This window comes from Pyxidicoccus sp. M15 (genome assembly GCF_056858435.1).
Window position 1 is genome coordinate 8,170,701 of record NZ_CM166495.1, and the last position, 22,687, is coordinate 8,193,387.

Annotated in this window: 21 protein-coding genes and 2 tRNA genes; 4 read left to right on the forward strand and 19 right to left on the reverse strand. The window is 71.6% G+C overall.

Features of this window, described 5'->3' with window-relative positions:
* Positions 1 to 43: 43 nt before the first annotated feature.
* The 10 genes from ACX9TP_RS29965 to ACX9TP_RS30010 form a co-directional block, all read right to left on the reverse strand.
* Positions 44 to 2,296: a glycosyltransferase gene (locus tag ACX9TP_RS29965; protein ID WP_482974057.1), complete on the reverse strand. Its 2,253-nt coding sequence runs from the start codon at positions 2,294 to 2,296 to the stop codon at positions 44 to 46.
* Positions 2,284 to 3,864 carry a glycosyltransferase family A protein gene (locus tag ACX9TP_RS29970; RefSeq protein WP_482974058.1) on the reverse strand — a complete coding sequence of 527 codons (1,581 nt, stop codon included), beginning with the start codon at positions 3,862 to 3,864 and terminating at the stop codon, positions 2,284 to 2,286. Before ACX9TP_RS29970 ends, ACX9TP_RS29965 begins: the two co-directional genes overlap by 13 nt.
* Positions 3,861 to 4,700, reverse strand: coding sequence for a glycosyltransferase family 2 protein (locus tag ACX9TP_RS29975; protein WP_482974059.1), 840 nt, complete (start codon positions 4,698 to 4,700; stop codon positions 3,861 to 3,863). The genes ACX9TP_RS29970 and ACX9TP_RS29975 overlap by 4 nt, the downstream gene beginning before the upstream one ends.
* Complete coding sequence (locus tag ACX9TP_RS29980; RefSeq protein ID WP_482974060.1) at positions 4,697 to 6,016, reverse strand: ABC transporter ATP-binding protein; 1,320 nt, start codon at positions 6,014 to 6,016, stop codon at positions 4,697 to 4,699. Before ACX9TP_RS29980 ends, ACX9TP_RS29975 begins: the two co-directional genes overlap by 4 nt.
* Positions 6,013 to 6,792 carry an ABC transporter permease gene (locus tag ACX9TP_RS29985; RefSeq protein WP_482974061.1) on the reverse strand — a complete coding sequence of 260 codons (780 nt, stop codon included), beginning with the start codon at positions 6,790 to 6,792 and terminating at the stop codon, positions 6,013 to 6,015. The genes ACX9TP_RS29980 and ACX9TP_RS29985 overlap by 4 nt, the downstream gene beginning before the upstream one ends.
* A 191-nt stretch (positions 6,793 to 6,983) precedes the next feature.
* Positions 6,984 to 7,058 (reverse strand) — tRNA-Gly (locus tag ACX9TP_RS29990).
* Positions 7,059 to 7,073: 15 nt separating this feature from the next.
* A tRNA-Gly gene (locus tag ACX9TP_RS29995) sits at positions 7,074 to 7,148 on the reverse strand.
* An 87-nt stretch (positions 7,149 to 7,235) separates the two neighbouring features.
* Positions 7,236 to 7,925: a CDP-diacylglycerol--glycerol-3-phosphate 3-phosphatidyltransferase gene (gene pgsA / locus ACX9TP_RS30000; protein ID WP_482974062.1), complete on the reverse strand. Its 690-nt coding sequence runs from the start codon at positions 7,923 to 7,925 to the stop codon at positions 7,236 to 7,238.
* A 12-nt stretch (positions 7,926 to 7,937) separates the two neighbouring features.
* A complete protein-coding gene (locus ACX9TP_RS30005) occupies positions 7,938 to 9,770 on the reverse strand; it encodes a tetratricopeptide repeat protein (protein ID WP_482974063.1) in 1,833 nt (610 codons plus the stop codon).
* Positions 9,727 to 10,416 (reverse strand): transglycosylase SLT domain-containing protein, encoded by a 690-nt coding sequence (locus ACX9TP_RS30010; protein WP_482974064.1) that lies wholly within the window; start codon positions 10,414 to 10,416, stop codon positions 9,727 to 9,729. The genes ACX9TP_RS30005 and ACX9TP_RS30010 overlap by 44 nt, the downstream gene beginning before the upstream one ends.
* A gap of 89 nt (positions 10,417 to 10,505) precedes the next feature.
* Between ACX9TP_RS30010 and nadB the strand changes: the two genes are divergently transcribed.
* Genes nadB through ACX9TP_RS30025 form a run of 3 tightly spaced genes read left to right on the forward strand, consistent with a single transcriptional unit; the run spans position 10,506 to position 13,458 of the window.
* Complete coding sequence (gene nadB, locus ACX9TP_RS30015) at positions 10,506 to 12,095, forward strand: L-aspartate oxidase (RefSeq protein ID WP_482974065.1); 1,590 nt, start codon at positions 10,506 to 10,508, stop codon at positions 12,093 to 12,095.
* A 6-nt stretch (positions 12,096 to 12,101) separates the two neighbouring features.
* Entirely contained in the window at positions 12,102 to 12,863 is a 762-nt protein-coding gene (locus ACX9TP_RS30020) for a rhomboid family intramembrane serine protease (RefSeq protein ID WP_482974066.1), read from the forward strand.
* A 1-nt stretch (position 12,864) separates the two neighbouring features.
* On the forward strand, positions 12,865 to 13,458 hold the full coding sequence (locus ACX9TP_RS30025; RefSeq protein ID WP_482974067.1) for an LOG family protein: 594 nt from the start codon (positions 12,865 to 12,867) through the stop codon (positions 13,456 to 13,458).
* A 21-nt stretch (positions 13,459 to 13,479) separates the two neighbouring features.
* On the opposite strand, the gene ACX9TP_RS30030 is transcribed toward ACX9TP_RS30025, so the two are convergent.
* Genes ACX9TP_RS30030 through ACX9TP_RS30040 form a run of 3 tightly spaced genes read right to left on the reverse strand, consistent with a single transcriptional unit; the run spans position 13,480 to position 15,362 of the window.
* Entirely contained in the window at positions 13,480 to 14,109 is a 630-nt protein-coding gene (locus tag ACX9TP_RS30030) for a hypothetical protein (RefSeq protein WP_482974068.1), read from the reverse strand.
* Complete coding sequence (gene pyrE / locus ACX9TP_RS30035; protein ID WP_482974069.1) at positions 14,106 to 14,672, reverse strand: orotate phosphoribosyltransferase; 567 nt, start codon at positions 14,670 to 14,672, stop codon at positions 14,106 to 14,108. Before pyrE ends, ACX9TP_RS30030 begins: the two co-directional genes overlap by 4 nt.
* A 3-nt stretch (positions 14,673 to 14,675) precedes the next feature.
* Positions 14,676 to 15,362 carry a ParB/RepB/Spo0J family partition protein gene (locus ACX9TP_RS30040; RefSeq protein ID WP_482974070.1) on the reverse strand — a complete coding sequence of 229 codons (687 nt, stop codon included), beginning with the start codon at positions 15,360 to 15,362 and terminating at the stop codon, positions 14,676 to 14,678.
* A gap of 12 nt (positions 15,363 to 15,374) precedes the next feature.
* On the opposite strand from ACX9TP_RS30040, the gene ACX9TP_RS30045 reads away from it, so the two are divergent.
* Positions 15,375 to 15,932, forward strand: coding sequence for a hypothetical protein (locus tag ACX9TP_RS30045; RefSeq protein WP_482974071.1), 558 nt, complete (start codon positions 15,375 to 15,377; stop codon positions 15,930 to 15,932).
* On the opposite strand, the gene bacP is transcribed toward ACX9TP_RS30045, so the two are convergent.
* From bacP to ACX9TP_RS30075, 6 genes are read right to left on the reverse strand one after another with little or no spacing between them, the layout of a single operon-like run.
* Positions 15,895 to 16,596: a bactofilin BacP gene (gene bacP, locus ACX9TP_RS30050; protein WP_482974072.1), complete on the reverse strand. Its 702-nt coding sequence runs from the start codon at positions 16,594 to 16,596 to the stop codon at positions 15,895 to 15,897. The two genes, ACX9TP_RS30045 and bacP, sit on opposite strands and share 38 nt — an antisense overlap.
* 3 nt (positions 16,597 to 16,599) lie before the next feature.
* The gene (locus ACX9TP_RS30055; RefSeq protein ID WP_002636698.1) at positions 16,600 to 16,923 is read right to left on the reverse strand and encodes a bactofilin family protein; all 324 of its coding nucleotides are present in this window, start codon (positions 16,921 to 16,923) and stop codon (positions 16,600 to 16,602) included.
* 55 nt (positions 16,924 to 16,978) lie between these two features.
* The gene (gene bacN / locus ACX9TP_RS30060; RefSeq protein WP_163998308.1) at positions 16,979 to 17,320 is read right to left on the reverse strand and encodes a bactofilin BacN; all 342 of its coding nucleotides are present in this window, start codon (positions 17,318 to 17,320) and stop codon (positions 16,979 to 16,981) included.
* Between the two features lie 55 nt (positions 17,321 to 17,375).
* Positions 17,376 to 18,215 carry a lysophospholipase gene (locus ACX9TP_RS30065; RefSeq protein ID WP_482974073.1) on the reverse strand — a complete coding sequence of 280 codons (840 nt, stop codon included), beginning with the start codon at positions 18,213 to 18,215 and terminating at the stop codon, positions 17,376 to 17,378.
* Between the two features lie 12 nt (positions 18,216 to 18,227).
* Positions 18,228 to 20,102, reverse strand: coding sequence for a tetratricopeptide repeat protein (locus tag ACX9TP_RS30070; RefSeq protein WP_482974074.1), 1,875 nt, complete (start codon positions 20,100 to 20,102; stop codon positions 18,228 to 18,230).
* A 46-nt stretch (positions 20,103 to 20,148) separates the two neighbouring features.
* On the reverse strand, positions 20,149 to 22,656 hold the full coding sequence (locus ACX9TP_RS30075; RefSeq protein ID WP_482982241.1) for an ATP-binding protein: 2,508 nt from the start codon (positions 22,654 to 22,656) through the stop codon (positions 20,149 to 20,151).
* Positions 22,657 to 22,687: the final 31 nt, after the last annotated feature.

The window sequence follows — 22,687 nt, forward strand, 5'->3', positions numbered from 1 at the left end:
CTGCCTGCATGCCGACCTCACGAGAACGCGTATGCGCCTCTCTCTAGCTCACATGCCGGCCCGGCGCCCAGGGGGGTGGGTCGGACTCCGCGACGCTCGCCAGGCCCCCCTGCAATGACTTGTCCAGGCCGGCCGGGACGAGGCCGGGGTGGGTGTATGGATCCAATCCCCCGAGCGTCTGGCCAAGCCGCGCCTGCAATTCGAACAGGGCCTCCGGGGCCAGCCCGCCAGGGGCTTCGTGGGAGAGGCGAACGAAGCGGGCGTGGGGGGTGACGAGGATTCGGAATCCCTCGGAGACCAGCCGCAGGCACAGGTCCACGGCGGCGGCTCCGTCGGAAAGGCTTTCGTCGAATCCTCCCAGCCTTTCGAACAGCTCCCTCCGCATCATCAGGCACGTGGCGGAGACAGCAGAGCGATTGTGTGGCCACCGTGAGCCGCCGAAGGCCGTGAGGGATGGGTCCGGAATGCCAGACAGGGCTGGCGCGACCCCCGCCGCTCCGCCCAATGCGAGTCCGGCCGAATCCACCGTCCCGTCCGGGCCCAGCAGCAGTCCGCTCACGGCGCCCAGTTCCGGCCGCAGCGCCTGGGAGGCCAGCTCCTCGAGCCATTCCGGCTCCGCCGGCACCTGGCCCCGCTCCAGGAAGAGCAGCAGCGTCCCCCGCGCATCGTGGGCGGCGGAGCCCAGCTGCGCGCCCTGGCTGGAGGAAGCGTCCAGGGGAGCGAGCACCTCCACGTCCAGCGTCGAGTCCTTCAGCGACGCGAGGAGCGCGCGCTCGGCGAGGTCCTCGGATGCCTCCGGAGCGGAGCCGTGCAGGATGATGGACACGCTCGGCTGCCCGGTCAGCGGGTAGCGCACGCGGTAGACGCCCGGGAGCGTGACGGAGACCTCCGCGGAGGTGCCCAGTCGCGCGAGGTGCTCCACCACGGCGCGGCGGCCCGCTTCGCTCGCGGCGGGCTTCGCCCCCGATTCCATCGACGTGGAGCCCGGGTGCGAGCGCCAGTGGTACAGCACGCGGGGGATGTGGACGAAGCGGGACGTGCGCTCGCAGAGACGCAGGAGCAGCTCGTGGTCCTGCGCGCCGTCGAAGCCCTCGCGCAGGCCCCCCACTTCGCGCAGGAGCGGCGCACGCACGGCCACGAAGTGGCACACGTAGTTGAGCGCGCGCAGCAGGTCCGGAGACAGCGCCGGCTTCAGGGAGGGCGCGTACCGGCGGCCCTCTCCGTCCATCTTGTCCTCGTCCGAGTAGAAGACCTCCGCGTCCGGCCGGGCCTGGGCCTGGAGGGCCACCTCGGCGAGTGCATGCGGGGCCAGCGCGTCGTCGTGGTCGAGGAAGGCGATGAGCGCGCCACGGCACTGAGCGATGGCGGCGTTCGTCGCGCGGGCAATGCCTCCGTTGCGAGGCAGCCGCTCGAAGCGGATGCGCGCGTCGCGGCGCGCGTATTCACCCACCACCCGGGCCACACCCTCGTCGGGCGAGCCGTCATCCACGATGCACAGCTCCCAGTCGGGGTACACCTGCGCGAGCACGGAGTCGATGCACGCGCGCAGCAGCGGCTCGGGCGTGCGCCACGCCGGCACCACCAGGCTGATGAGCGGGCGCTCCGTCAGCTGCGTGAGCGCTTCGGCGGCGGCACGCACCTCCACGGGCTCACTCACGCGCCGCCAGGCCTCGTACACGTCCGGCGCTGGAAAGTGCATGAGGGGCCGGGCAATCCCCACCGCCCACCGGAGCGCCTCCGCGAAGGCATGGTGGAAGGCCACCTGACGGCGCCACAACTCGCGCCACGACGGTCTCAACCACCGCTCCGCCCTGCCCCTCGCGTCACCTTCGGACACCTCCGCGCGAGTGGCGAGCTCGGCACACCGCCGGACCAGCGAGGGGGTCCACAGGGGCCACACCTCGGCGGCCTCCGCCAGCGCGGCGACCGCGAGCCGGTTCCAGGCCCGCTGCCGCTCGAACCACCTGCCACCCGGCACGCCGGGCGGCAGGTCCGACTGCCCGGCCACGGCCTGGAGCAGGGACTCCAGCACGGCGCGTGGCCCGGGCTCCTCGAAGCGCCGGGGCAGGTGCGCGAGTCCGTCCACCAGCCGGGCGTTGAGCTGGCATTGCGCTTCCAGCAGTGCGCGCTGCAGCGGCTCCACCCCACGGAGCACGAGTCGCTTCGCGCGGGTGACGGCAAGCCCCTTCCACCCCGGGCGGTGCGAGTCGGGAATCTCCAGGCCGCGCGTGTCCGCGAGCCGGCGTGGGACTTCACACCACGCGGGCTCGAGGGGCCGCGTCTTCAGCGGCTCCACTTCGACACCCAGGCGCGAACGTTTCCATGGAGACCGGGCACCCACTGCTTCAGCCGCGAGTTGAGGGTGTCGAGCACACGATGCCGCAGGTCCTTCGCGGACTGGCCCGCGTCCCGGGCCCGGCCCACCGTGGCCTCCCATGCCCCGAAAGGCCGCAGCACGCGCACCTCGGCCAGCGCGGGCCCGGGCGCGGTGGGCTCGGGGCCCCGCTGCTCGCAGGTGGGAAGGCCGTTGATGAACTGGGGCTCGAAGATGGACGCCAGCCGCAGGAGGAGCGCCGAGGGACTCTCCGTCCCCGGGTCCGCGAGGTGGAGGGGAATGCCCGCCAGCCGCGTCCGGTCGATGACCGCGGCATTCATCAACCACGGGTGCCGGCGCAGGTGCTCCAGCTCCAGGATGTCGCCGAGCGGAAAGGGAACCTTCGTCTCGACGTAGGCCTCCCCGTCGCTCGTGCGAAGCACGTCCCGGTACGCGCGCGACACCGCCCACGCGGCGTCACCTGACTTCAGCGCGGCGATGAGGTTGACGAAGTGGCGCGGGTAGACGAGCCCCGACGCATCGAGGAAGGCCAGGTACTGGCCCCGTGCGACGCGCAATGCCGCGTCGAGTCCCCCGCCCGGCCCACCGCGCACCACATGGGAGGAGAAGTCCTCGATGCGGCGGTAGGTCTCCAGGCACTTCTCCGCCGAGCCGGGGTCTGAAGGTGACGCGACCCCGGAGGACTCCACCACGAGCACTTCCAGCGGGCGGTGGTCCTGACACGCGAGCGAGAACACCGCTTCGTCCAGGGAGCTCCGGTGCTCCGGGCCGGCCCAGACGATGACGCTGAGCAGGTCCGGCACGAGGACCGTCGATGCCTGGGCCGGCACGCCTGAGGCGGACGCCGTACCCGAGGTCACGTCCGCGTTCGCCTCGGGCGCAAGGGCGTACAGCACGACGTCGTCCTCGGCATCCGGGCGCAGTTGCGCGAACACATCCCGCAGCGAGCGCTCCGCTTCGGCGGGAAGCGGGCCGCGTCCCTTCGGGGCCGGGTGCGCTTCCCGCGCCAGCACGCGCAGGCCACACGCGGCGAACCGGCCGCGCACGATGGCCTCCGCGGGCCCCAGCCGCGCGGGCGCGCCTTCCAGGAGGGTTGCCAGCAGCGCGGCCCCCGCCCCTGCATTGCGGAACCCGAAGAGCAGCTCCGCACCGGGAGCCGCTGTGGCCCACGCTCCGAGGACAGCCTCCAGCGAGGAGGCCGCGGGCTCATCCACCAGAACGACGTGCGTCGGGCCCGCCCCCGCGCCCTTCGCCACGTCGCCGCCGCCCTTCCCCGGCGCGCGTGCAAGGGGCGTCTCCGAGCCCTTCACCACCTCGCCGCCCCTCTCCCCCAGCGTGCGTGCAAGGAGCGCGTCCGTGCCCTCCACCACCTCGCAGCCCGCCTCGCCCAGCGCGCGCGCAAGCGACGCATCCGAGCCCACCAGCGCCACGCGGCAGCCACCCGCCGCCGTGACGCGAGCGAGCACGAACGCACGCAGGCGCGACGCCAGCGCCTCCCGTTCGCCCACGGTGTCCTCGGGGCGCCTCACCACCGGGCCTCCGCGAACTGGAGCAGGTGCTCGAAGTCGGACGCGTTGCGCAGGGCCGCGGAGGGACGCGGCACCTGGGGCAGCTCGAACGGCTCGCCTCCAAGCTCGCGGTACTCACGCAGCCGCTCCCGCGTGAAGGCGGCGTTGCCGTACTTGTGGCCCAGGTACGCGGCGCTCCGGCGCACCATGCGCTCGCGGCGCGGGGTGATGGCGCGGTCCACGGTGTAGTGGTGCACGAGCGCGCGCGGTGCCACGTGCACGCCGAAGCCCGCGGCCCGGGCGCGCCAGGACAGGTCCACGTCCTCGCAGTACATGAAGAAGTTCTCGTCGAAGCCGCCCACCGCCGCGTACAGCCCGCGCGTCACGAGCAGCACACAGCCCGAGCACCACGGCGTCTCATGCGTGCGCGGCGCATAGGGCTTCGGGTGCTCGTCCGGGAAGAGCCGCGCCTCCACCAGCCCCGCGCGCGCACCGACGGCGTCCACCTGCGCGAGCAGCTCCGTCAGGCAGCGCGGATGCAGCACCCCGTCCGGATTCACACACACGTACGCGCGGGTGGCCGGCGCGGCGAAGGCCTCCGCCATTCCCCGGTTGTGTGCGGCGCCGAAGCCCAGGTTGGCGCCGGAGAAGCGGTAGTCCGCACCGGGCCACAGGCCTTCCACCACGGCGCGCAGCGCGTCCGTGGGCGAGTTGTCCCGCCACACGACCTGGAAGTCCGCCGTCTCGCGATTGAGCGCGAGCGAGGCACACAGCCGCTCGAGCTCCCGCCGGTCATTCTCGTACAGGACGACACCCACCTGGAGCACGGTGCTGCCCTCCTGTCGTCCGCGGCTCACAAACCCACGCGCCTCGGAGGCGCCTCGGAGGCAGGAGCCGCGTCGGGGCTCACCCACCAGTGGTGGGCCGGGCGGATGCGGCCGCCGTCCTCGAGGGAGGTGCGCACGCTGAAGCGGCAGACCTCCCGCCGCGTGTCATGCACCTGCCCGTCGCCCGAGCGCACGACGACGTTGAAGAAGTAGTCGCCCGACAGCAACCCCAGCCGCTCCACCACGAAGCGCAGCGAGCCCGTCAGCGGCAGCGGTGAGGGCAGCTGGACCTTCTCCACCTCGGTGCTGGTCGCGTACACCAGCGCTCCATCCGACTGCTGGAGCTCCACGGAGAAGACCGCGTCCTCCACGCACTCGGAGGTCTCGTAGTCCATCTCGAGCACGACGCCGCTCTCGGTGTCCACCTGCTCGACGGGCGCGCCCGCGGTGTCCGTCAGCCGCACCGCCTTCAGCGTGGCCCTGGAGGACTCGGCGCCCTTCGCGGGCTCCAGTCCGGGCAGCGCCCCGCCGCCCGGAGACAGCGCGGGTGAGTGCATCGCCAGGCCCTGGCTCTCCGCCAGCTCGAGCGCCTGCCGGTAGTGACGGATGACGTCCGCGGGCGGGCCGAACTCGCGGATGCGCCCGGCGTCAATCCACGCGCCCAGGTCACACCAGCGCTCCAGCGTGCCCAGGTCGTGCGTGACGATGACGATGGTCTTCCCGGCCCGCTTGAACTCCGTCATCTTCGCGAGGCTCTTCTTGCCGAAGTGCTCGTCGCCCACGGCGAGAATCTCGTCGATGATGAGGATGTCCGGGTCCACGTGCGTGGCCACGGAGAAGGCCAGCCGCATGTACATGCCGCTGGAGTACGTACGCACCGGCTCGTCGATGAAGTCGCCCAGCTCGCTGAAGGCGATGATTTCATCCATCCGCTCGCGCAGCTCCGCGCGCGTCATCCCCAGGATGATGCCGTTGATGAAGATGTTCTCCCGGCCGGAGAAGTCCGGGTGGAACCCCGCGCCCAGGTCCAGGAGCGCGCTGATGCGCCCGTGGATGTCGATGGTGCCCGTGGTCGGCGCGTAGATGCCGGTGATGAGCTTGAGCAGCGTGCTCTTGCCCGAGCCATTCCTACCGATGATGCCCACCGTCTTGCCCCGAGGCACCACCAGGTCCACGCCGCGCAGCGCTTCGATCATGGACTTGCTGTCCACCTCGCGCTTGCCCCGCAACAGGCGGATCAGCTCGGACTTCAGCGTGGTGTACTCGCGCCGGATGGTGCTCTTCTTGAAGCGCTTCACCACATTGCGGATGACGATGGCGTCCTTCGACGCGATGTCGCTGCTCATACGAACTCCGCGAACTCCTCGCGCCTCCGCTCGAAGATGCCAGAGGCGACCCAGAGCAGCGCCAGGGAGATGGTCATCCACGCCGCCAGTGGCCCGGGGTCGGGAAACCGGTGCTCGTAGAAGATGGCCTGGTACGACGTCACCATGACGGCCATGGGGTTGAGCACCACCAGCAGGTGCTGGACCGAGTCGGGCAGGCTGTCCACCCGGTAGAACACCGGCGTGACGAAGAACCACATCGTCAGGAGGTTCGCGATGATCTGCTGCAGGTCGCGGAACGTCACGTTGAGCGCGGAGACGAGGTAGACGAGCGCCATCGTCACGCACAGCTGCGTCAGCATCACCAGTGGGAAGGCGACGACGTGCCAGCTGGGGTAGTGCCCCTGGATGAGCCCCAGGACGACCATCAGCGGCAGGGACAGCACGTAGTTGACCAGGTTGGTGGCCACCACCGTGGCCGGCAGTACCTGCGCCGGGAAGCGCACCTTGGTGAGCAGATCCCGCCGGTCACTGATGGCGCTGGCGCCGCCGCCCAGCGACGTGGAGAACCAGAGCCACGGCAGGAGCCCGACGAAGACGAAGTACGTGTAGCTCTCGATGTTCTGCCGCATGTAGACGGAGAAGAGGAGTGAGTAGACCCCCATCTGCAGCGTCGGGTTGAGGAACGTCCACAGGAAGCCGAGCACCGAGTTGCGGTACCGGGCCTTCAGCTCCCGCTGAGTCAGGCTGAGCAGGAGCCCCCGATACTGGTAGAGCTCACGCAGGTTGCGAAGCATGCGGGCGTATCCATACAGCAAGCCGGCCGCATGAAGCGAGGATACGGGCCGGTAGCGCGGCCCACCGCTGGCCTGGCCGCACGCTGGCACCGTTGCAGGCGCAAGCACGCTGCACGCTCGGCCCGCCCTGCGTGGAGTGCCGGGGGCCAAAAACAAAAAGGCCCCCTGGTTTCCCAGAGGGCCTTTTCGTTTGGAGCGGGAAAAGGGATTTGAACCCTCGACCCTCGCCTTGGCAAGGCGATGCTCTACCGCTGAGCTATTCCCGCATCAGGAAGTTCAATTGGAGCGGGAAAAGGGATTTGAACCCTCGACCCTCGCCTTGGCAAGGCGATGCTCTACCGCTGAGCTATTCCCGCTTTTTGAACTTGCTTCCTGCTGACTTCTGGCCGGTGGGTGCGGCAGGCCCAAAGCGAAGGGGGGTATACAAAGCCGGGTCTGCCCCGTCAAACACTTTTCGCACCCGTGGGCTCGCCTCCACGCTTCGCGAGCATGGCGAGGAACGCACGGAAGTAGACGACGGCGCTCCACACCGAGAAGGCACCCGAGAGGTAGACGAGCACCTTGCCCACGAGGTTGTAGTCCACGGGCACGGCGGTGGCGCCGACCTGCAGCGGGTGAACGTAATGAACGCAGAGTGAAATGATGCCCACGAGCTGGAGGGACGTCTTCCACTTCCCCTCCTGGCCGGCGGCGATGACCATGCCCTCGCTGGCGGCGATGGTGCGCAGGCCGCTGACGATGAGCTCGCGCGCCAGCAGGACGATGACGACCCACGCGGCGATGCGGCCCAGCCGCACCATCATCACCAGGGCGGCCATGGCGATGAGCTTGTCGGCGAGCGGGTCCATGAACTTGCCGACGACGGTGATGAGGTTCCACTTGCGCGCCAGGTAGCCGTCAATCACGTCGGTGATGGAGGCCACGGCGAAGACGAGCCCCGCCCACAGCGAGTTGAGGGGGTCCGCGTCGTAGGTGAGCCAGACGAAGAGCGGGATGAGGAGGATGCGCCCCAGCGTGAGCATGTTGGGGAGGTTCCAGAACTCCTGCACCAGCACGCTGGGCTGTCGCAACGCGCGGCGGCGCGCCCGCTCCTCTCGCTTCAGCTTCTTCCGGGTCGCTCGGTCCGAGGCCATGGCACGCACCTTCTAGCGGACACCGAGGGCGATGAGGGCAAAACCTTCACCGCCCAGCTCCACCGCGGTCCGGAGCACCTCTCCCGTGGGGGACTTGAGCAGGGGCACGACGCGGGGCGTGAGGTTGCCGTGCCAGCCCACCAGGTGCGTCAGCGGCACCGTCACCGCGCCCTCCAGCCCCACCGGCACCGAGCGCAGCGGCCCCGGCAGGCTCAAGAGCACCCGGCCCTGCCCGCGCAGGTGCACCAGGTCCAGGTCCGGGGCGATGTCCGACGGCACGCGTCCGTTCTCGAACATCACCGGCTCCTCGAAGGCGAAGATGCACTCGTCGCGGAAGTAGGCGGAGTCGTCGCCCAGGTCCACCGCGAGGAAGGTGCGCTTCTCGGAGGGCTCCACGTAGAGCACGCCCCTGCCCCGGGCGCGCACCATCCGCGCCGGGCCCTCGCCGAAGGACTTGTCCGTGGCGCGGCCCCGGAAGCGCTTCATCTCCGGCTGGAATGCGAGCGGGCCGCTGAAGGCCACCAGCCCGTCCAGCCGCGTGAGCAGCTCCCCGTCCACCGCCACCGAGAAGCTCCCCTCCCCCAGCATGAACGGGTGCGCCGCGTCCGCGCCCACCAGCGCCACGGCGGGCGCCAGCTCGGCCAGCGGCGGCACGGTGGCGCCCGTGAGCGCCCCGGCGCCGCCCGGGGTGAACGGGGCCTCGGCCGGGACGGCGTCGGCTTCTGGAGCCGTGGCGGTGTCGGAGCCGGGGGCGGCGGCGGCCGGAGCCGATGCGGCCGGAGCCGTACGGGTCCGCCCCGAAGCCACCGCGTCAGGGCCCGACGGAGCGGCCGGGCCCGTGCCCGCCGCCCTGGGCACCATGCCCGCGGGCCCCGAGGCCACGACGCGCGCGAGCTGCAGCTTCGTCAGCGGCACCGGGGTGAGCGGCACGCTGGCGGCGAGCGCGGCGGAGGTCTCCTCGAACTCCGAGTCCGGCGACGGCTGCGCGGCGGGAGGCTCGTGCTGCGCCTCCATGGCCAGCTCCTCCGCGTCCTCGGGCGTGGCGGTGAGGACCGGCAGCTCCTCCCCACCGGACGACGACAGGGCGCTGGGTCCTTCGTCCTCGGCGAGGCGAATCTCCTCCTCTTCCTCTTCCGGCTCCTGCCTTGCCGCGGCGGCCAGCGCCGCGGCGCTGGAGGCCGGCTTCGCCCCCGCGTCGAGGCCGAACTGCGCGCCCCAGTCCCCTTCCGTCAGCCCGCCGGAGCGGCCCGGCGCGCGGGGAGGCTCGGCGGGGGCCGGCGCGGCCACCGGCTCGCCGCCCTCCAGCTCCGCGATGCCGCGGGCCTTCGCGGGCGGCGTGGGGGCGGGCCGGGAGAAGCCCTCGCCGGCAATCGCGCGGCTCATCTTCTCCGCCATGGCGTCGCTGCCCGCCAGGAGGAAGTGCTCGCGCGCGCGGCCGTACTCGCCCATCTGCGCGAGCGTCAGGCCCAGGTAGTTCTGGGCCTTCTGGTGCTCGGGGGCCAGGTCGGTGGCCGTCTCGAACTCGCGCGCGGCGCGCTGGAGCGCGCTCGTCTTCAGGTACACGAGGCCCAGGTTGACCCGCAGTGTCGGGTCCACCGGGTTGTCGCGCACCAGCATCTCGTACAGCTCCGCCGCCCGGTCGAACATGCCGAGCTTGAAGTAGCAGAGGCCCAGCAGGTTCTGCGCCTTCTCCTGGCGGGGCTGGAGCTGGTGGGCGCGCTCCAGGAACTCCTTGGCTTCGATGACCTTCCCGGCGGCCAGCAGCTCGCCACCGCGGTAGAGCTGTTGGAGGAACTCGTCGTCAGCGGGGCTCGTCTCCCCCCGCCCCTTCGCGCGCGTCGTCATTCTGGGATGTGGGCTCGCGGGGGCCGCTCTCGGCGGTCCGCTCGCGCTCCTTGTAGTGGAAGTAGAGCTGGAGCACCTTGCGCACGTACCCCTGCGTTTCCTCGTAGGGGGGCACCTTGCCGCCGTAGCGCTTCACCGCCTCGGGGCCGGCGTTGTACGCGGCAATCATCTTCACCATGTCGCCATCGAACTGGTTGGCGAGCACGCGCAGGTAGCGCACCCCGCCCTCGATGTTGTCGCGCTCGTTGAAGATGTCCTTCACGTACATGTCCGACGCGGTGGCCGGCATCAGCTGCATCAGCCCGCTGGCGCCCTTGTGGCTCAGCGCGTTCGGGTTGAAGTTGCTCTCGGTGTGCATGATGGCGCGCACCAGCGCCGTGGGGATGCGGTAGCGCTGCGCCGCCGCCGCGATGTGCGGGTCCAGCTCCGGCGGCGTCTTCCTGCGCCCCACCACGGGCGCGCTCTTCGTCGGCGCGGGCGTGAAGGAGCCCTTGAGCTGCTTGGCCTTCTTGGCGCCGGAGGGCGGGACATTCGTATAGACGATGGTCCCGTCCTTCTCGACGTAGCGGTAGATGGACTCGGACGCCCCCGCCGTCAGCGGCAGGGCCAGCAGGGCGGTTGCGAGGAGCGCAAGGAGGGCACGCATATCGGCAGCCCTCAACCTTAGACAAGCGCAGGAAAGTCCTCAAGAAAACGCCTTGTTTCCAGCACTTACAGTCGTTAAGGCTGTCCGCCATGCCCCATCGGTTCGACTTTCTCGTCCTCGGGAGCGGCGTGGCGGGCCTCTCGTTCGCCCTCCAGGCGGCCCGGCATGGCACGGTGGCCGTCGTCACGAAGCGGGAGCGCGGCGAGAGCAACACCGCCTACGCCCAGGGGGGCATCGCCAGCGTGCTGGCGCCCACCGACAGCTTCGACGCCCACATCGAGGACACCCTCGTGGCCGGCGCGGGCCTGTGCCACCGGGACGCGGTGGAAGTCACGGTGAAGGAAGGCCCGGAGCGCGTGCGCGAGCTGGTGCAGCTGGGCGCGGACTTCAACAAGCACCTCTCCGGCGAGTTCGACCTCACGCGCGAGGGCGGCCACTCCGCCCGCCGCATCATCCACTCGGGGGACATCACCGGCCGCGAGGTGCAGCGCGCGCTGCTGGCCGCGTGTGACGAGGCGCCCAACATCGCCTTCTTCCCGCACACGGCCGCCATCGACCTCATCCTGGACCGGCGCATGCCCAACCCCAGCGCCCACCGGTGCCTGGGCGCGTACGCGCTGCTGGAGAACGGCAACATCGAGCGCTTCCTGGCGAAGGTGACGGTGCTGGCCACCGGCGGCGCGGGCAAGGTGTACCTCTACACGTCCAATCCGGACGTGGCCACGGGCGACGGCGTGGCCATGGCGTACCGCGCGGGCGCGCGGGTGGCGAACATGGAGTTCTACCAGTTCCACCCCACCTGCCTGTACCACCCGGAGGCCAAGAGCTTCCTCATCAGCGAGGCGCTGCGCGGCGAGGGCGGCAAGCTGCGCCTCAAGGGCGGCGCCACCTTCATGGAGCGCTACCACGCCATGGGCGCGCTCGCCCCGCGCGACGTGGTGGCGCGCGCCATCGACGCGGAGATGAAGCGCACCGGTGACGAGTGCGTCTACCTGGACATGACGCACCTGGGCCGCGCCTTTCTCACCGAGCGCTTCCCCAACATCTACGCCACCTGCAAGGCCTTCAACATCGACATGGCCGTGCAGCCCATCCCCGTGGTGCCCGCGGCCCACTACCAGTGCGGCGGCGTGGTGACGGACCTGGACGGGCGCACCACCGTGCCGGGGCTCTACGCCATTGGCGAGGTGGCGTGCACCGGCCTGCACGGCGCCAACCGGCTCGCGTCCAACTCGCTGCTGGAGGGGCTGGTGTTCGGCCACCGCGCGGTGAAGGTGGCCTTCGAGGAGCTGGCCGGCCTGCCCGGCCGCACCGAGGACCCGCCGGCCTGGGACGCGGGCAGCGCGGTGGAGTCGGACGAGAGCGTCGTCGTCACCCACAACTGGGACGAGATTCGCCGGCTGATGTGGAACTACGTGGGCATCGTCCGCACGGACAAGCGGCTGATGCGCGCGCGGCGCCGGCTGGATTTGCTGCGCGAGGAGATTCGCGACTACTACTGGCACTTCAAGGTGACTCGCGACGTCATCGAGCTGCGCAACATCGCCGAGGTGGCCTACCTCATCGTCGACTGCGCCAGCCGCCGCAAGGAGAGCCGCGGCCTGCACTTCACGCTCGACTACCCACACACCGACGACCACCACTGGCTGCGCGACACCGTGCTGACCAGGGGGCTGTGAGCCGGCATGGCGTCCCCCCAGCGCGGCAGCATGCTCGACTCGCTCCCCCCTGGCCCTGGCGGCGGGGACGGCGCTCCGCCTCCCGAGGGCGGGCCCGCGGGCGCGCCTCCTCCGCCCACCGGGCCCCTGCCCCGGCCGTGGGTGAGCCAGGCGCTCCTCGTGGGCGCGGTGGCGCTCTTCGGGGCGGAGCAGTTCCTCCCGCTGTCCCAGTACATCGTCGTGGACGGGGTGCGGGTGGGGCGGCTGCCCCCGCTGGGGCTGTACGGGCCCGCCGTCCAGGCCGGCCAGTACTGGCGGCTGCTGGGCGCGGTGCTGGAGCACGGTGGGCTCCTGCACCTCGTCTTCAACATGTCCGTGGTGGTGACGCTCGGCTTCACGCTGGAGCGCAGCATCGGCAGCCTGCGCTTCCTGGGGCTGTCGCTCGTCGGGGCGCTGGGCGCGTCCACCTTCTCGCTCCTCTTCGACTTCGACGTCCCCACGGTGGGCGCGTCGGGGATGATTCTGGGGTGGGCGGGCGCCATGCTCCCCATCTCCACGCAGCAGGGTCGGCGGGAGCTGTTCATCTGGCTGGCGCAGGTGGCCGTCTTGAGCCTGCTGCCCTTCGTGAGCTGGGCGGGGCACCTGGGCGGCTTCCTCTTCGGGCTGCCGTGCGGGCTGGCCCTGCGGATGGGGCGCCGGGTGTACGCGCGCGCCCTGCCCATCCTCCTCTTCCTCAGCCTCGTGGTGGCCTTCATCGCCGCCCACCCCGAGCGGCGCGGGGGCCTGTGACATGGAAGTGAAGAGCGTCTGTGTGTTCTGCGGCTCGCGTCCCGGCACGCGGCCCGAGTACGTCGAGTCCGCCGCGCGGATGGGCGCCGAGCTGGCCCGGCGCGGCCTGACGCTCGTCTATGGCGGGGCCAGCGTGGGCCTCATGGGCGCGGTGGCCGACGGCGCGCTGTCCGCCGGTGGCCGGGTGGTGGGCGTGCTGCCCGGCTTCATGGGCCCGAAGGAGCTTGCCCACCCGGGCCTCACGGAGCTGCACATGGTGGGCTCCATGCACGAGCGCAAGGCGCTGATGGCGGAGCGCTCGGACGCCTTCGTCGCCCTGCCCGGCGGCTTCGGCACGCTGGACGAGCTCTTCGAAATCGTCACCTGGGCGCAGCTCGGCCTGCACCGCAAGCCCATGGGGCTCCTGGACACGCGCGGCTACTTCCAGCCGCTGGTGGCCATGGCCCGGCACATGGCGCAGGAGGGCTTCGTCCCGGAAGCGCAGGCCCTGCCCTTCGCGGTGAGCGCCCTGCCCGAGGTGGTGGTGGACCGACTGCTCGCCGGCCCCACCCTGCCGCCCGTGGAGAAGTGGCTGCGGCGCAACACCCAGACGTGAGGCCCCGCGGGGCCCCGGCCGCTACTGCGCGGACACCGTCAGCTCCGCCTTCCCGAGCGCGGAAGCCATGCGCAGCGTCACCTGCTGCGTCCCCGGGGGGATGACGGGCTGGCCGTTGGACAGCGTGGTGGGGAACTGCAGCTTCCAGCCCACCCAGAAGACGTCCGTGTACGGGTAGTAGGCGCGCGTGTCGAGGTCGACCCGGCCCTCGCGGATGATGCGCGTGGGCGTCACCTCGCCCGCGGGCGTCACCAGCGCCATGCGCCAGATGGAGGTCTTCAGGTCGAAGCCGCCGTAGCGGTAGTCATTGAGGTGCACGCCGAGGAAGAACTCGTGGACCTGCTCGGCCTGGGCGCGCTCCTCCGCGAGCAGCTGCTCCACCTTGTTGGCCGGCAGCACCTGGAAGGCCGCCCGGCGGCGCACCCGCGCCTCGCGGAAGGCCAACGTCTGCAGGGTGGCGCCCACGAAGACGCGTGTCTCGAAGCCGTTGTAGATTTCGTGCCGGCCCGAGTACTTCGCCAGGAGCGTCTGGTAGGCCTCCTCGGCCCGCTCGTCCTCGAGCGCCGGCGGCGCCGGCCCGACGGTGGGCGGAGTGGTGACACAGCCGGCCAGCAGGGCCAGCAGCGCCACGAACGAGAACGGCTTCCTCACGGGATGAAGTCCTTGCGGGTGAACAGGGTGAACAGCCGGTGGCCGGCGGCTTCCACGGCCTCGCGTCCACCCTCCAGCCGGTCCACCAGCGCGAAGGCGCCCAGGACCTTGAGACCTTCCGCCTGGGCCCGTTCAATGGCCTTCAGCGTGGAGGCGCCCGTGGTGACGACGTCCTCGACGATGGCCACCGCCGCGCCCGCGGGCATGCCGCTGAGGCCCTCAATCCACTGGCCGGTGCCGTGGCCCTTGGGCTCCTTGCGGACGATGAAGGCGGGGAGCGGGTGGCCGGACAGGTAGCCGGTGAGGCTCACCGCCGACGCCAGCGGGTCCGCGCCCAGCGTCAGCCCGCCCACGCCCAGCGCCTGGGGCGCGTCGCGGCGGATGGCCTCCAGCAGCAGCCGGCCGATGAGGAAGTGCCCCTCGGCGAGCAGCGCCGTGCGCTTGCAGTCGATGTAGAAGTCCGACTCCTTGCCGGACGAGAGCACCACGCGCCGCCGCTCGAAGGAGCGCTCCGTGAGCAGCTCCAGCAGCCGGGCACGGTCTCGCGCGAGCGGTTCCGCCATGGTCTACAACCCCTCCAGGTAAGCCACCAGCTGCGACGAGTACCTCAGCTGCATCAGGAGCTCCGCCTTGCGCGAGTCGTCCAGCGCGGCGAACACGTCCGCCAGCAGCGACAGGTCCTGGTTGATGGCGCCGAGCCGCTGGGAGACGTCCGACGCCAGCTCGTCGGCGTCGATTTCCTCTTCCACGCCCTCGGGCGCCAGCGTGTCCTCGGTGGCGAGCGCCTTCTCCAGCATGTCGCGCACCGCCGCGCTCAGCCGGCCCTGCGCCTCCAGCTGCTCGCGCTTGGCCTCCAGCACTTCCGGCTCCACGGGCGTGGCGTGGATGGCCTCCGCCAGGGACATGAGGAGCGCGTCCTCGTCCGTCAGGCGCATGTGCACGCGCGCCTGCACCGCGTCCCGCTTGAGGAAGCGCAGCGCGGCCACGCGACGGAAGCCGCAGACCAGCTGGTAGCCGTCCTCGCCGGACGGACGCACGTCCACCGGGAACAGCTGTCCCAGCCGCGCGATGTCCGTGGCCAGCCCGGACACGTCGCCCTCCGGACGCAGACGGAACGTGTCGTCTTCCTGGAGCTTCTCCAGGGGCATCAGCACCAGCGTCACCCGCCCCGCCAGGCGCTCCTCCGGCGCGGACAGCCCTTCCGGCAGCCCACCCTCGTCGGTCTCCTGCTCGGACTCGTCCTCCGTCGCCACCTGGGACTCCTCATGCTGCTCGGAACCACCCTGCGCCTCGGCCCCGGGCTCCTCGCCCGGCGCGGCCTCGCGCGAAGTCTCCTGGGAGGTCTCTCCTCCCTCGGCGTGCGGCTCGCCGGCGGAGGGCTCTCCTCCGTGCGGCTCACCACCACCCTCGGCCCGATGCTCACCGTGGGGCGGCTCACCCGCCGGGCTCCCCTCCGTCCGGTGCTCGTCGTGGGGCGGCTCACCCGCCGGGCCACCCTCGGCCCGGTGCTCACCGTGCGGCCCGCCTTCGGCCCGGTGCTCACCCTCACGGGGGCCACCGTCCTGGGGCGCCCCGTGGCGGTGCTCGCCGTGCTGTTCGCCCTCGGCGCGGTGCTCTCCGGGCGCACCTTCCGCGTGTCCGCCCTCCCCCGAGCGCGACTGGCCCTCGACGGCCTCCGTCCCCGGCATCCCTTCCTGTCCGTCAACCCTGTGCTCGGCGTCCATGGCGGCACCCCTGGTCTGCCCACCCCCGCGCCACCGGAGTCGGTGGCGCGGGTGATGCGCTCTAGCGGGCCTTCTTCTTCACCACGACCTTCTTCTTAGCACCAGCCCCCAACACGGGCGGCGTCGGCGGCTCGGCACTGGCTGCCTGCTCAGCCGGCGCGGGCGCCGGACGGGCCTCCACGCGCGTGGGCGGCGGAGGCGGAGGCATCGGCTTGGCCCCCGGACGGGTCGCCGGCGCCGCCGGAGCCGCGCTCGGGCGCGTGGCGGCCGGAGCCGGCGCCGTGCGCGCGGGCGGCGGAGGAGGCGTCGGACGCGCGGTCGGCAGTGCCGGACGCGCCGGGGCCGCGGTGGGACGCGCCGTCGTCGTCGGACGCGCCACCGTGGGGCGCTCCGCCGGCAGCCGGCCCGGCTCCACGTCGCCCATGTCCACGCGGCCGCGGAAGCTGGCGCCGTCCACGATGATGACGCGCGGGGCGTGGATGTCGCCCACCATGCGGCCCTCGCGGGTGAGCTCCACGCTCTCCGTGGCGTTGATGTTGCCCACCACCACGCCGCTGACGATGGCGTTCTTCACCGCCACGTTCGCCTTCACCACGCCGGAGGGCTCAACGATGAGCGTCCGGCTGAGCGTCAGCTCACCCTCGACCCGTCCGCGGACGGTGAGGTCCTCGTCGCCCGTCAACCGGCCGCTGATGAGGATGGAAGGCCCCACCACGGTGTTGTTGACGTTGTTGCTGCTCGAGAGCTCCTTCGCGGTGGCCACGAATCAGCGCTCCTTCATGTCCATGTCGACGTTGCCCTTGAAGGAGGCGCCGTCGGCGATGAGGATGCGCGGGGCCTTGATGTCGCCCACCACGCGGCAGTCCGTCTTCAGCTCGACCTTGTCGCTGGCGACGATGTTGCCCGTCACCCGGCCGGCAATCTCCACGTTCTGCGTCTCGATGTCCGCCTCGACGACGCCGCTGCCCTCCACGTAGAGGCTTTCCTTGAGGGAGATCTTCCCCTTCACGGTGCCCTGGATGACCAGGTCCTCGTCTCCGGAGATTTCCCCGTCGATGACGATGCTCGAGCCAATGACCGTATTCGCCATGAGTGTTGTCCGCCCCTCTCGAAAGGTGTGTGCCGTGCGGTGCGCGGCGTGAGTCTCAGATGTCGTCCGGCAGCTTCACGTCCATCTCGATGGAGCCGTTGAACACGGCCCCATCTTCGATGACGACGCGCGGCGCCTTGATGTCGCCAGCCACCTTGGCCGAAGCGTTGATGGCCACGCGGGTCGAGGCGTCGATGTTGCCGCTCGCCTCGCCGTTGATGGTCAACTCCTCGGCCCGGATGTCCGCCTGCACCTTCCCGGTGCTCTCGATGGTGAGGTGGTTCTTCAGGGCAATCTGCCCTTCCACCCGGCCCTCGATGACGAGGTCCCCACCTCCCGTGAGGTTGCCCTTGATGACAATGCCCTTGCCGATGATGCCCGTCTCACCCGTTGCCATGCGGTGACCTCACCCAGCGCCAGCTCCTCCGTAGGAGCCGGGCGCCCTGATTATGTCAGAGATGCGCGGAGATCCAGCCGGAGATATCCCGGAACACCTCGGCCCGCCCCACCTCGTTGAGCGGTTCATGGCGCATTCCGGGGTACTCCTTGAACTTCTTGTCCGCCGCCCCCGCCGCTTCGAAGAAGACTCGCGCCGCCGCCGGAGCGGCCACGCCGTCCTCCGCGCCGCACAGGACGAACAGCGGAGCTTGAATCTTCGGCGCCAGGAGCATTGCCTCGGCCTGGGCCCGGGTGGACTCCAGGAACCAGCGGGGCGTGACGACGGTGAGGTAGAGCGGGTCCGCGCGGGTGGCGCGCTGCACCTCCAGGTCCCTGCTCAGGGACTCCACCGTCAGCTCCGTCTTCAGGGGCAGCCACGGCACCAGCCGGCCCACCGCGCGCGCGGCCAGGAGCTTCAGGGCCGGGGGCGTAATCGCCAGCTTGAGGTAGGGGGCCGACAGCACCACTCCGGACAGCCCCTCCACCTTGTGCTCGCCCAGCCACTTCACGGCCATCAGCCCGCCGTGGCTGTGGGCGAGCATGAAGGTCTTCTTGCCGCCCGCGTCCTTGCGCACCCGCTGCCAGAAGGTCTCCAGGTCGTCCACGAAGTGCGGCCAGGCCTCGCAGTAGCCCCGGCGCCCGTCCGCGCGGCCGTGGCCCCGGTAGTCGAAGCCGTGCACCGCGAAGCCGTCCGCGAGCAGCGCGTCCGCGACATACCCGTAGCGGCCGAAGTGGTCTCCGTAGCCGTGGACCACCGCCACGTGGGCGCGCGGCTCACCGTCCGGGAGGCTGGACTTCCAGAAGAGCCGGGTGCCATCCCTGCCGTTGAAGAAGCCCTCGTCGTGACGCGCCATAGGCGCATCAACTTAGCGGCCCGACGAACGCGTGGGTAGCGCCTTGAGCTTGCGCTCCAGCACCGCGCGCTGTCCGGGGGGCTCCGCCGACTCGGGGTCCAGCGTCAGCACGTCCAGGGCGCGGCGCCAGGCGCCGACGGCCTCCTCGCTCCGGGAGGCCCGCTGGTAGGCGTCCCCCAGGTGCTCGAGGATGACGGGCTCGTCCGGGGAAATCAGGGAGGCCCGCTCCAGCGCCTCCACCGCGCGCTGGTACTCGCCACGCTGGAAGTACACCCACCCCAGCGAGTCCAGGAAGGCCCCGGTGTCCGGGTGCAGCTCCAGCGCGCGGAGCACCCGCCGCTCGGCCTCGTCCAGGTTCCTTCCGGACTGGGCCAGCAGGTAGCCCAGGAAGTTCAGCGCCGCGGCGTGGTCCGGGGCCACCTCCAGTACCGCCCGCATCCGCGCCAGCGCGCCGTCCACGTCCCCCTGCCGCTCGTGGGCCGCGCCCAGCACGTAGAGCAGCTCCTCGTCCCGGGGGCTCTTCGCCACCGCGGCGCGGAGCAGGGACAGCGCCTCCGCCCCCCGGCCCTGCCGCTGGAGCGTGGCGGCCAGCGCGTCGTACAGCGTGGGCGAGGGCGCGGCGGACAGCCCCTCCTTCAGCACGGCCTCCGCCTTCGCGGGCGCCCCACCCCGCTCCAGCGCGCGGGCGTACTGCGTGCGCACCTCCACGTCCTCCGGCGCGTCCTGGAGGGCGGCCTTGAGCAGCGCCAGGGCGCGCGGGTGCGCGCCGGCCAGCGACAGGCAGCGGGCGCGGCGCAGGCGGGCGTCGGCGAAGACCTCGGAGGTGGCGGGCACCGAGGCGAACGCGTCCGCCGCCTCCTGGAAGCGGCGCATCCGCTCCTGCACCAGGCCCGCGTAGTAGGCCAGCCGGGGCTCGTCCGCGCCCGCCTTCCGGGCCGCGTCCAGCACCTCCGCGGCGGCGGCCGGCTCGCGCGCGGCGAGGAAGCTGAAGGCCACCCGCACCACCGTCTCCGGCTCGGTGGACAGCGACAGCAGCCGGTCGAAGTACGCCCGGGCCCGCACCACGGAGCCGGCCTTGAGCGCGGCGCGGCCCGCGGCCAGCAGCACCTCCTGGCTGTCCGGGTCTCTTTGCAGCGCGCGAGAGAGCGCGTCCTCGGCCTCGGTGGGACGGCCGGACTCCTCGTACAGCTTCGCCAGCGCGGCCAGCACCTCCACGTCGCCCGGGTCTCGCTTGCTGGCCTCGCCCAGCAGGCGCTCGGCGCGCAGGGCGTCGCCGCGCTCGGCCAGGGCCAGCCCCAGGCGCCGGTAGCCGGAGGCCTCGCCGGGCAGCGCCACCGCGAGCGCCTCCACCACCTTCACCGCCTCGTCGGGCGCGCCGGCCTCCAGGTTCAGCTGGGCCAGCACCAGGTAGGCCTCGGGCTCGCGCGGCTTGAGGGCCACCGCGCGCCGCAGGTGCATCCGCGCCCGGGTGAAGCGGCCGGACTCCAGCAGCACGCGCCCCAGCAGCACGTGGGCCGGGTAGTACGCCGGGGCGCGCTCCACCGCCCGGCGCAATTCGCGCTCGGCCTTGTCCAGGTCCCCCAGCCGCGCGTACTCCTCGGCCAGCCGGGTGAGCAGCAGCGGGTGCCCGTCCTCCGTGGCCAGGGCCAGGCGCAGCGCGTCCACCGCGCCCCGGTGGTCCCCGGCATGGTGCAGCAGCCGCGCCTGGAGGTAGTTGGCGTAGCTGGCGGAGGACGAGAAGGACTCGTCGTCCGAGGCCGCCGCGTCCATGGCCTCGCGCATGGCCTCGCGGTCCACGCGCGGGCGCCTGGGCGGAGGGGCCGCGAGGGCCCCCCGCGCCACGAAGGCGCCCAGCAGGACGGAGACGAGGAGGCGGGAGGGGCTCACGCGAGAGGAAGTCTAGCGCGGCCCCGCCCGGCGTGCAGGCCGGCCGTCAGGTCTCTTCCGGCGGCGGCGCGCCCAGCTTCTCCAGCAGCTTCTCCACCGGGTCGCTGTCCTGGCTCACGTCGGCCACCGCCGAGCGGTACTCGGTGTCGGTGGCCTTCTCCACGTCCGGCAGCATGCGGCTGATGACGTTGCGCGCGGGCTCGGCCTGGCACTCGGGGAGGATGACGGCGAAGACGCCCCCGCCCAGGTGGGAGATGGCATCCGGGTGGCGCACCCGCTTGCGCATGATGTCCGCGATGCTGGCGGGGAGCGTCTCCACGGGCCGGTCCGGCCGCAGCACCGCGAGGCTGAGCGAGCGGTGGAAGCGACGGCTGCGCGCCACCTCCTGCTCCAGCCGCAGCAAGAGGCCGCGCCGGTCATGCAGGCCCGTGGCCGGGTCGCTGCCGGTGCGCCGCTGCAGGTGGCTGGAGCGCTCCTTCTCCTGCTGCTCGCGCTCGCCCTGGCGCAGCTTGAGGGCGCGCTCGGTGCGGTTGAGGAGCTCCACCGCGTTGAACGGCTTGCTCATGTAGTCCACCGCGCCCAGGTTGAGCGAGCGGACCTTCTCCGCCACGCCCTGGTGGGCGGACAGGAGGATGACGGGGATGTTCGCCGTGTCCGACGAGGACTTGAGCGCCATGGCCGCGTCCAGCCCGTCCAGCTTGGGCAGGAACACGTCCATCACCACCAGGTCCGGCCGCTGCGCGCGCGCCTTGGCCAGGCCCTCCGCGCCGTCGCGCGCCACCTCCACCCGGTACTTCGAGCGCAGCACCTCCGACAGCACCGCGGCGATTTCCGGCTCGTCCTCCACCACCAGCACGCGCGGCTGCTCCTGCGGAGACGTCGCGGCGGGCTGCTGCGGCCTCGGGTTGCGCGGGGCCTCCTGTGCCAGGGGCAGTGTGAAGACGAAGATGCAGCCCTTGTCCTTCGGGCTCTCCGCCCAGATTTCGCCGCCGTGCAGCTCGACGAACTCCTTGCAGATGGCGAGGCCCAGGCCCGTGCCCTTGCCGCCGTGACGGTAGCGGTCGAAGACCAGGTGCAGCTCGTCCGGGGGAATGCCCACGCCGTCGTCCTGCACGCACACCTTGGCCGCGTCGCCGTCCGGCCGCGCCAGCCGCTGCGTGCTCACCACCACCTCGCCGTCCTGCGCGGCATGGTGGATGGCGTTGGTGATGAGGTTCTGCAGCACCTCGTGCAGCTTCACCTCGTCGCCGATGAGCATCAGGCTGTCGGGGCACTCGGCGCGCAAGGACACGCCGCGGTCGGCCGCGAGGATTTCCAGCTCGTTGACCGCGTCCCGGCACAGCTGCGCCACGTCCAGCACGCGCGGCTCGATGGACAGCCGCGCCGCCTCGCCCTTGCCCTTCTCCAGCAGCGACTCGACGAGCCCGAGGATCTTCTTGCCCTGGCGGATCATCGCCTCGGAGGACTGCCGCTGCTGGGGCTCCAGCGGGCCCTCCTGGAGCAGCCGGCCGTGCCCCAGGAGCACCTGGAGCGGCGCGCGCAGGTCATGGCTGCAGACGGCGATGATTTCGTCCTTGAGGCGGTTGAGCTCCTTGAGGCGACGGTTGGCGTCGTTCAGCTCCTGGTAGCGCTGCACGTACGCCAGCTCCAGGTCCTCGCGCTTCTTCTTCACCGCGGTGTGCAGGCGCGCGTTGCGGATGGAGTTGGCGAGCACGCCCGCCACCGCCTGGGCGAACTCCTGCTCGTCCCGGCCGAAGGACGCGTCCACCCGCGACACGCGCAGGAACAGCGCGCCCAGCAGGTCGTCCTGGCAGATGAGCGGCTGCACCAGGATGGACTTCACGCCCAGCGGGACGAGGGAGGTGCGCACCTCCGCCATCAGCGGGTCTCTCTGGGCCTCCTCAATCAGCACCGGCTGCCGCGTCTCCAGCGCGCGGCGCAGCTCCGGGTAGCGGGCCACCTCGATGTCCAGCTCGACGAGGCTCGGGTCCTCCTGCGTGGCCACCACGCGGGCGGTGCGGGCATGGCTGCCCTCCACCAGCACCACCGAGCAGCGGTCCGTCCCGGTGACGCGGCCCACCTTGTCCACGGCGATGCGGAGGATTTCCTCCAGCTCCAGCGAGCTGGTGGCCGCCTGGGTGATTTCCAGCAGCATCCCCATCCGCATCCGGATGCGCTCTTCCCTGTCGCGCAGCCGGCCCGCGCGCAGCGCCGCCTCCAGCCTGGGCACCACCTCGTCCGCGCTGCGAATCCAATCGTCCACTGCCAGACGCTTGAAGGCCTCCGCGGAGCGTGTGCGCCCCAGGTCCACCAGCACCGGCAGCCGCTGCAGCCGCTCCAGCTTGCGCAGCGAGTCCAGCATCTCCGCCGCCCGCTTCGCCGTCACCGCCAGCAGCACCACCTCGGGTTGGAGGGCCTCGGCCACCTGGGCCAGGCCGCTCTCCTTCTCCGCCGACGCGCACTGGTAGCCGCTCGCCGTGAGCCGCTCCAAGAGCGCGTCACCCGCCTCCTTGGCGGCCACCACCAGCACGCGTCCCCGCTGATCCGGCTGCATCTCGACTCTCACGGTGAACCTCGGACCCGCC

Excerpts from the sequence above, each read along its gene's own strand:
- ACX9TP_RS30025 (WP_482974067.1), top strand. The coding sequence starts at position 12,865 with ATGGAAGTGAAGAGCGTCTGTGTGTTCTGCGGCTCGCGTCCCGGCACG.
- bacN (WP_163998308.1), bottom strand. The coding sequence starts at position 17,320 with ATGGCAACGGGTGAGACGGGCATCATCGGCAAGGGCATTGTCATCAAG.
- ACX9TP_RS30010 (WP_482974064.1), bottom strand. The coding sequence starts at position 10,416 with ATGCGTGCCCTCCTTGCGCTCCTCGCAACCGCCCTGCTGGCCCTGCCG.
- ACX9TP_RS29980 (WP_482974060.1), bottom strand. The coding sequence starts at position 6,016 with ATGAGCAGCGACATCGCGTCGAAGGACGCCATCGTCATCCGCAATGTG.
- ACX9TP_RS30075 (WP_482982241.1), bottom strand. The coding sequence starts at position 22,656 with ATGCAGCCGGATCAGCGGGGACGCGTGCTGGTGGTGGCCGCCAAGGAG.
- ACX9TP_RS30005 (WP_482974063.1), bottom strand. The coding sequence starts at position 9,770 with ATGACGACGCGCGCGAAGGGGCGGGGGGAGACGAGCCCCGCTGACGAC.
- ACX9TP_RS30065 (WP_482974073.1), bottom strand. The coding sequence starts at position 18,215 with ATGGCGCGTCACGACGAGGGCTTCTTCAACGGCAGGGATGGCACCCGG.
- ACX9TP_RS30045 (WP_482974071.1), top strand. The coding sequence starts at position 15,375 with ATGCTGCTCGGAACCACCCTGCGCCTCGGCCCCGGGCTCCTCGCCCGG.
- ACX9TP_RS30055 (WP_002636698.1), bottom strand. The coding sequence starts at position 16,923 with ATGGCGAATACGGTCATTGGCTCGAGCATCGTCATCGACGGGGAAATC.
- ACX9TP_RS30020 (WP_482974066.1), top strand. The coding sequence starts at position 12,102 with ATGGCGTCCCCCCAGCGCGGCAGCATGCTCGACTCGCTCCCCCCTGGC.
- pgsA (WP_482974062.1), bottom strand. The coding sequence starts at position 7,925 with ATGGCCTCGGACCGAGCGACCCGGAAGAAGCTGAAGCGAGAGGAGCGG.
- ACX9TP_RS29985 (WP_482974061.1), bottom strand. The coding sequence starts at position 6,792 with ATGCTTCGCAACCTGCGTGAGCTCTACCAGTATCGGGGGCTCCTGCTC.
- nadB (WP_482974065.1), top strand. The coding sequence starts at position 10,506 with ATGCCCCATCGGTTCGACTTTCTCGTCCTCGGGAGCGGCGTGGCGGGC.
- pyrE (WP_482974069.1), bottom strand. The coding sequence starts at position 14,672 with ATGGCGGAACCGCTCGCGCGAGACCGTGCCCGGCTGCTGGAGCTGCTC.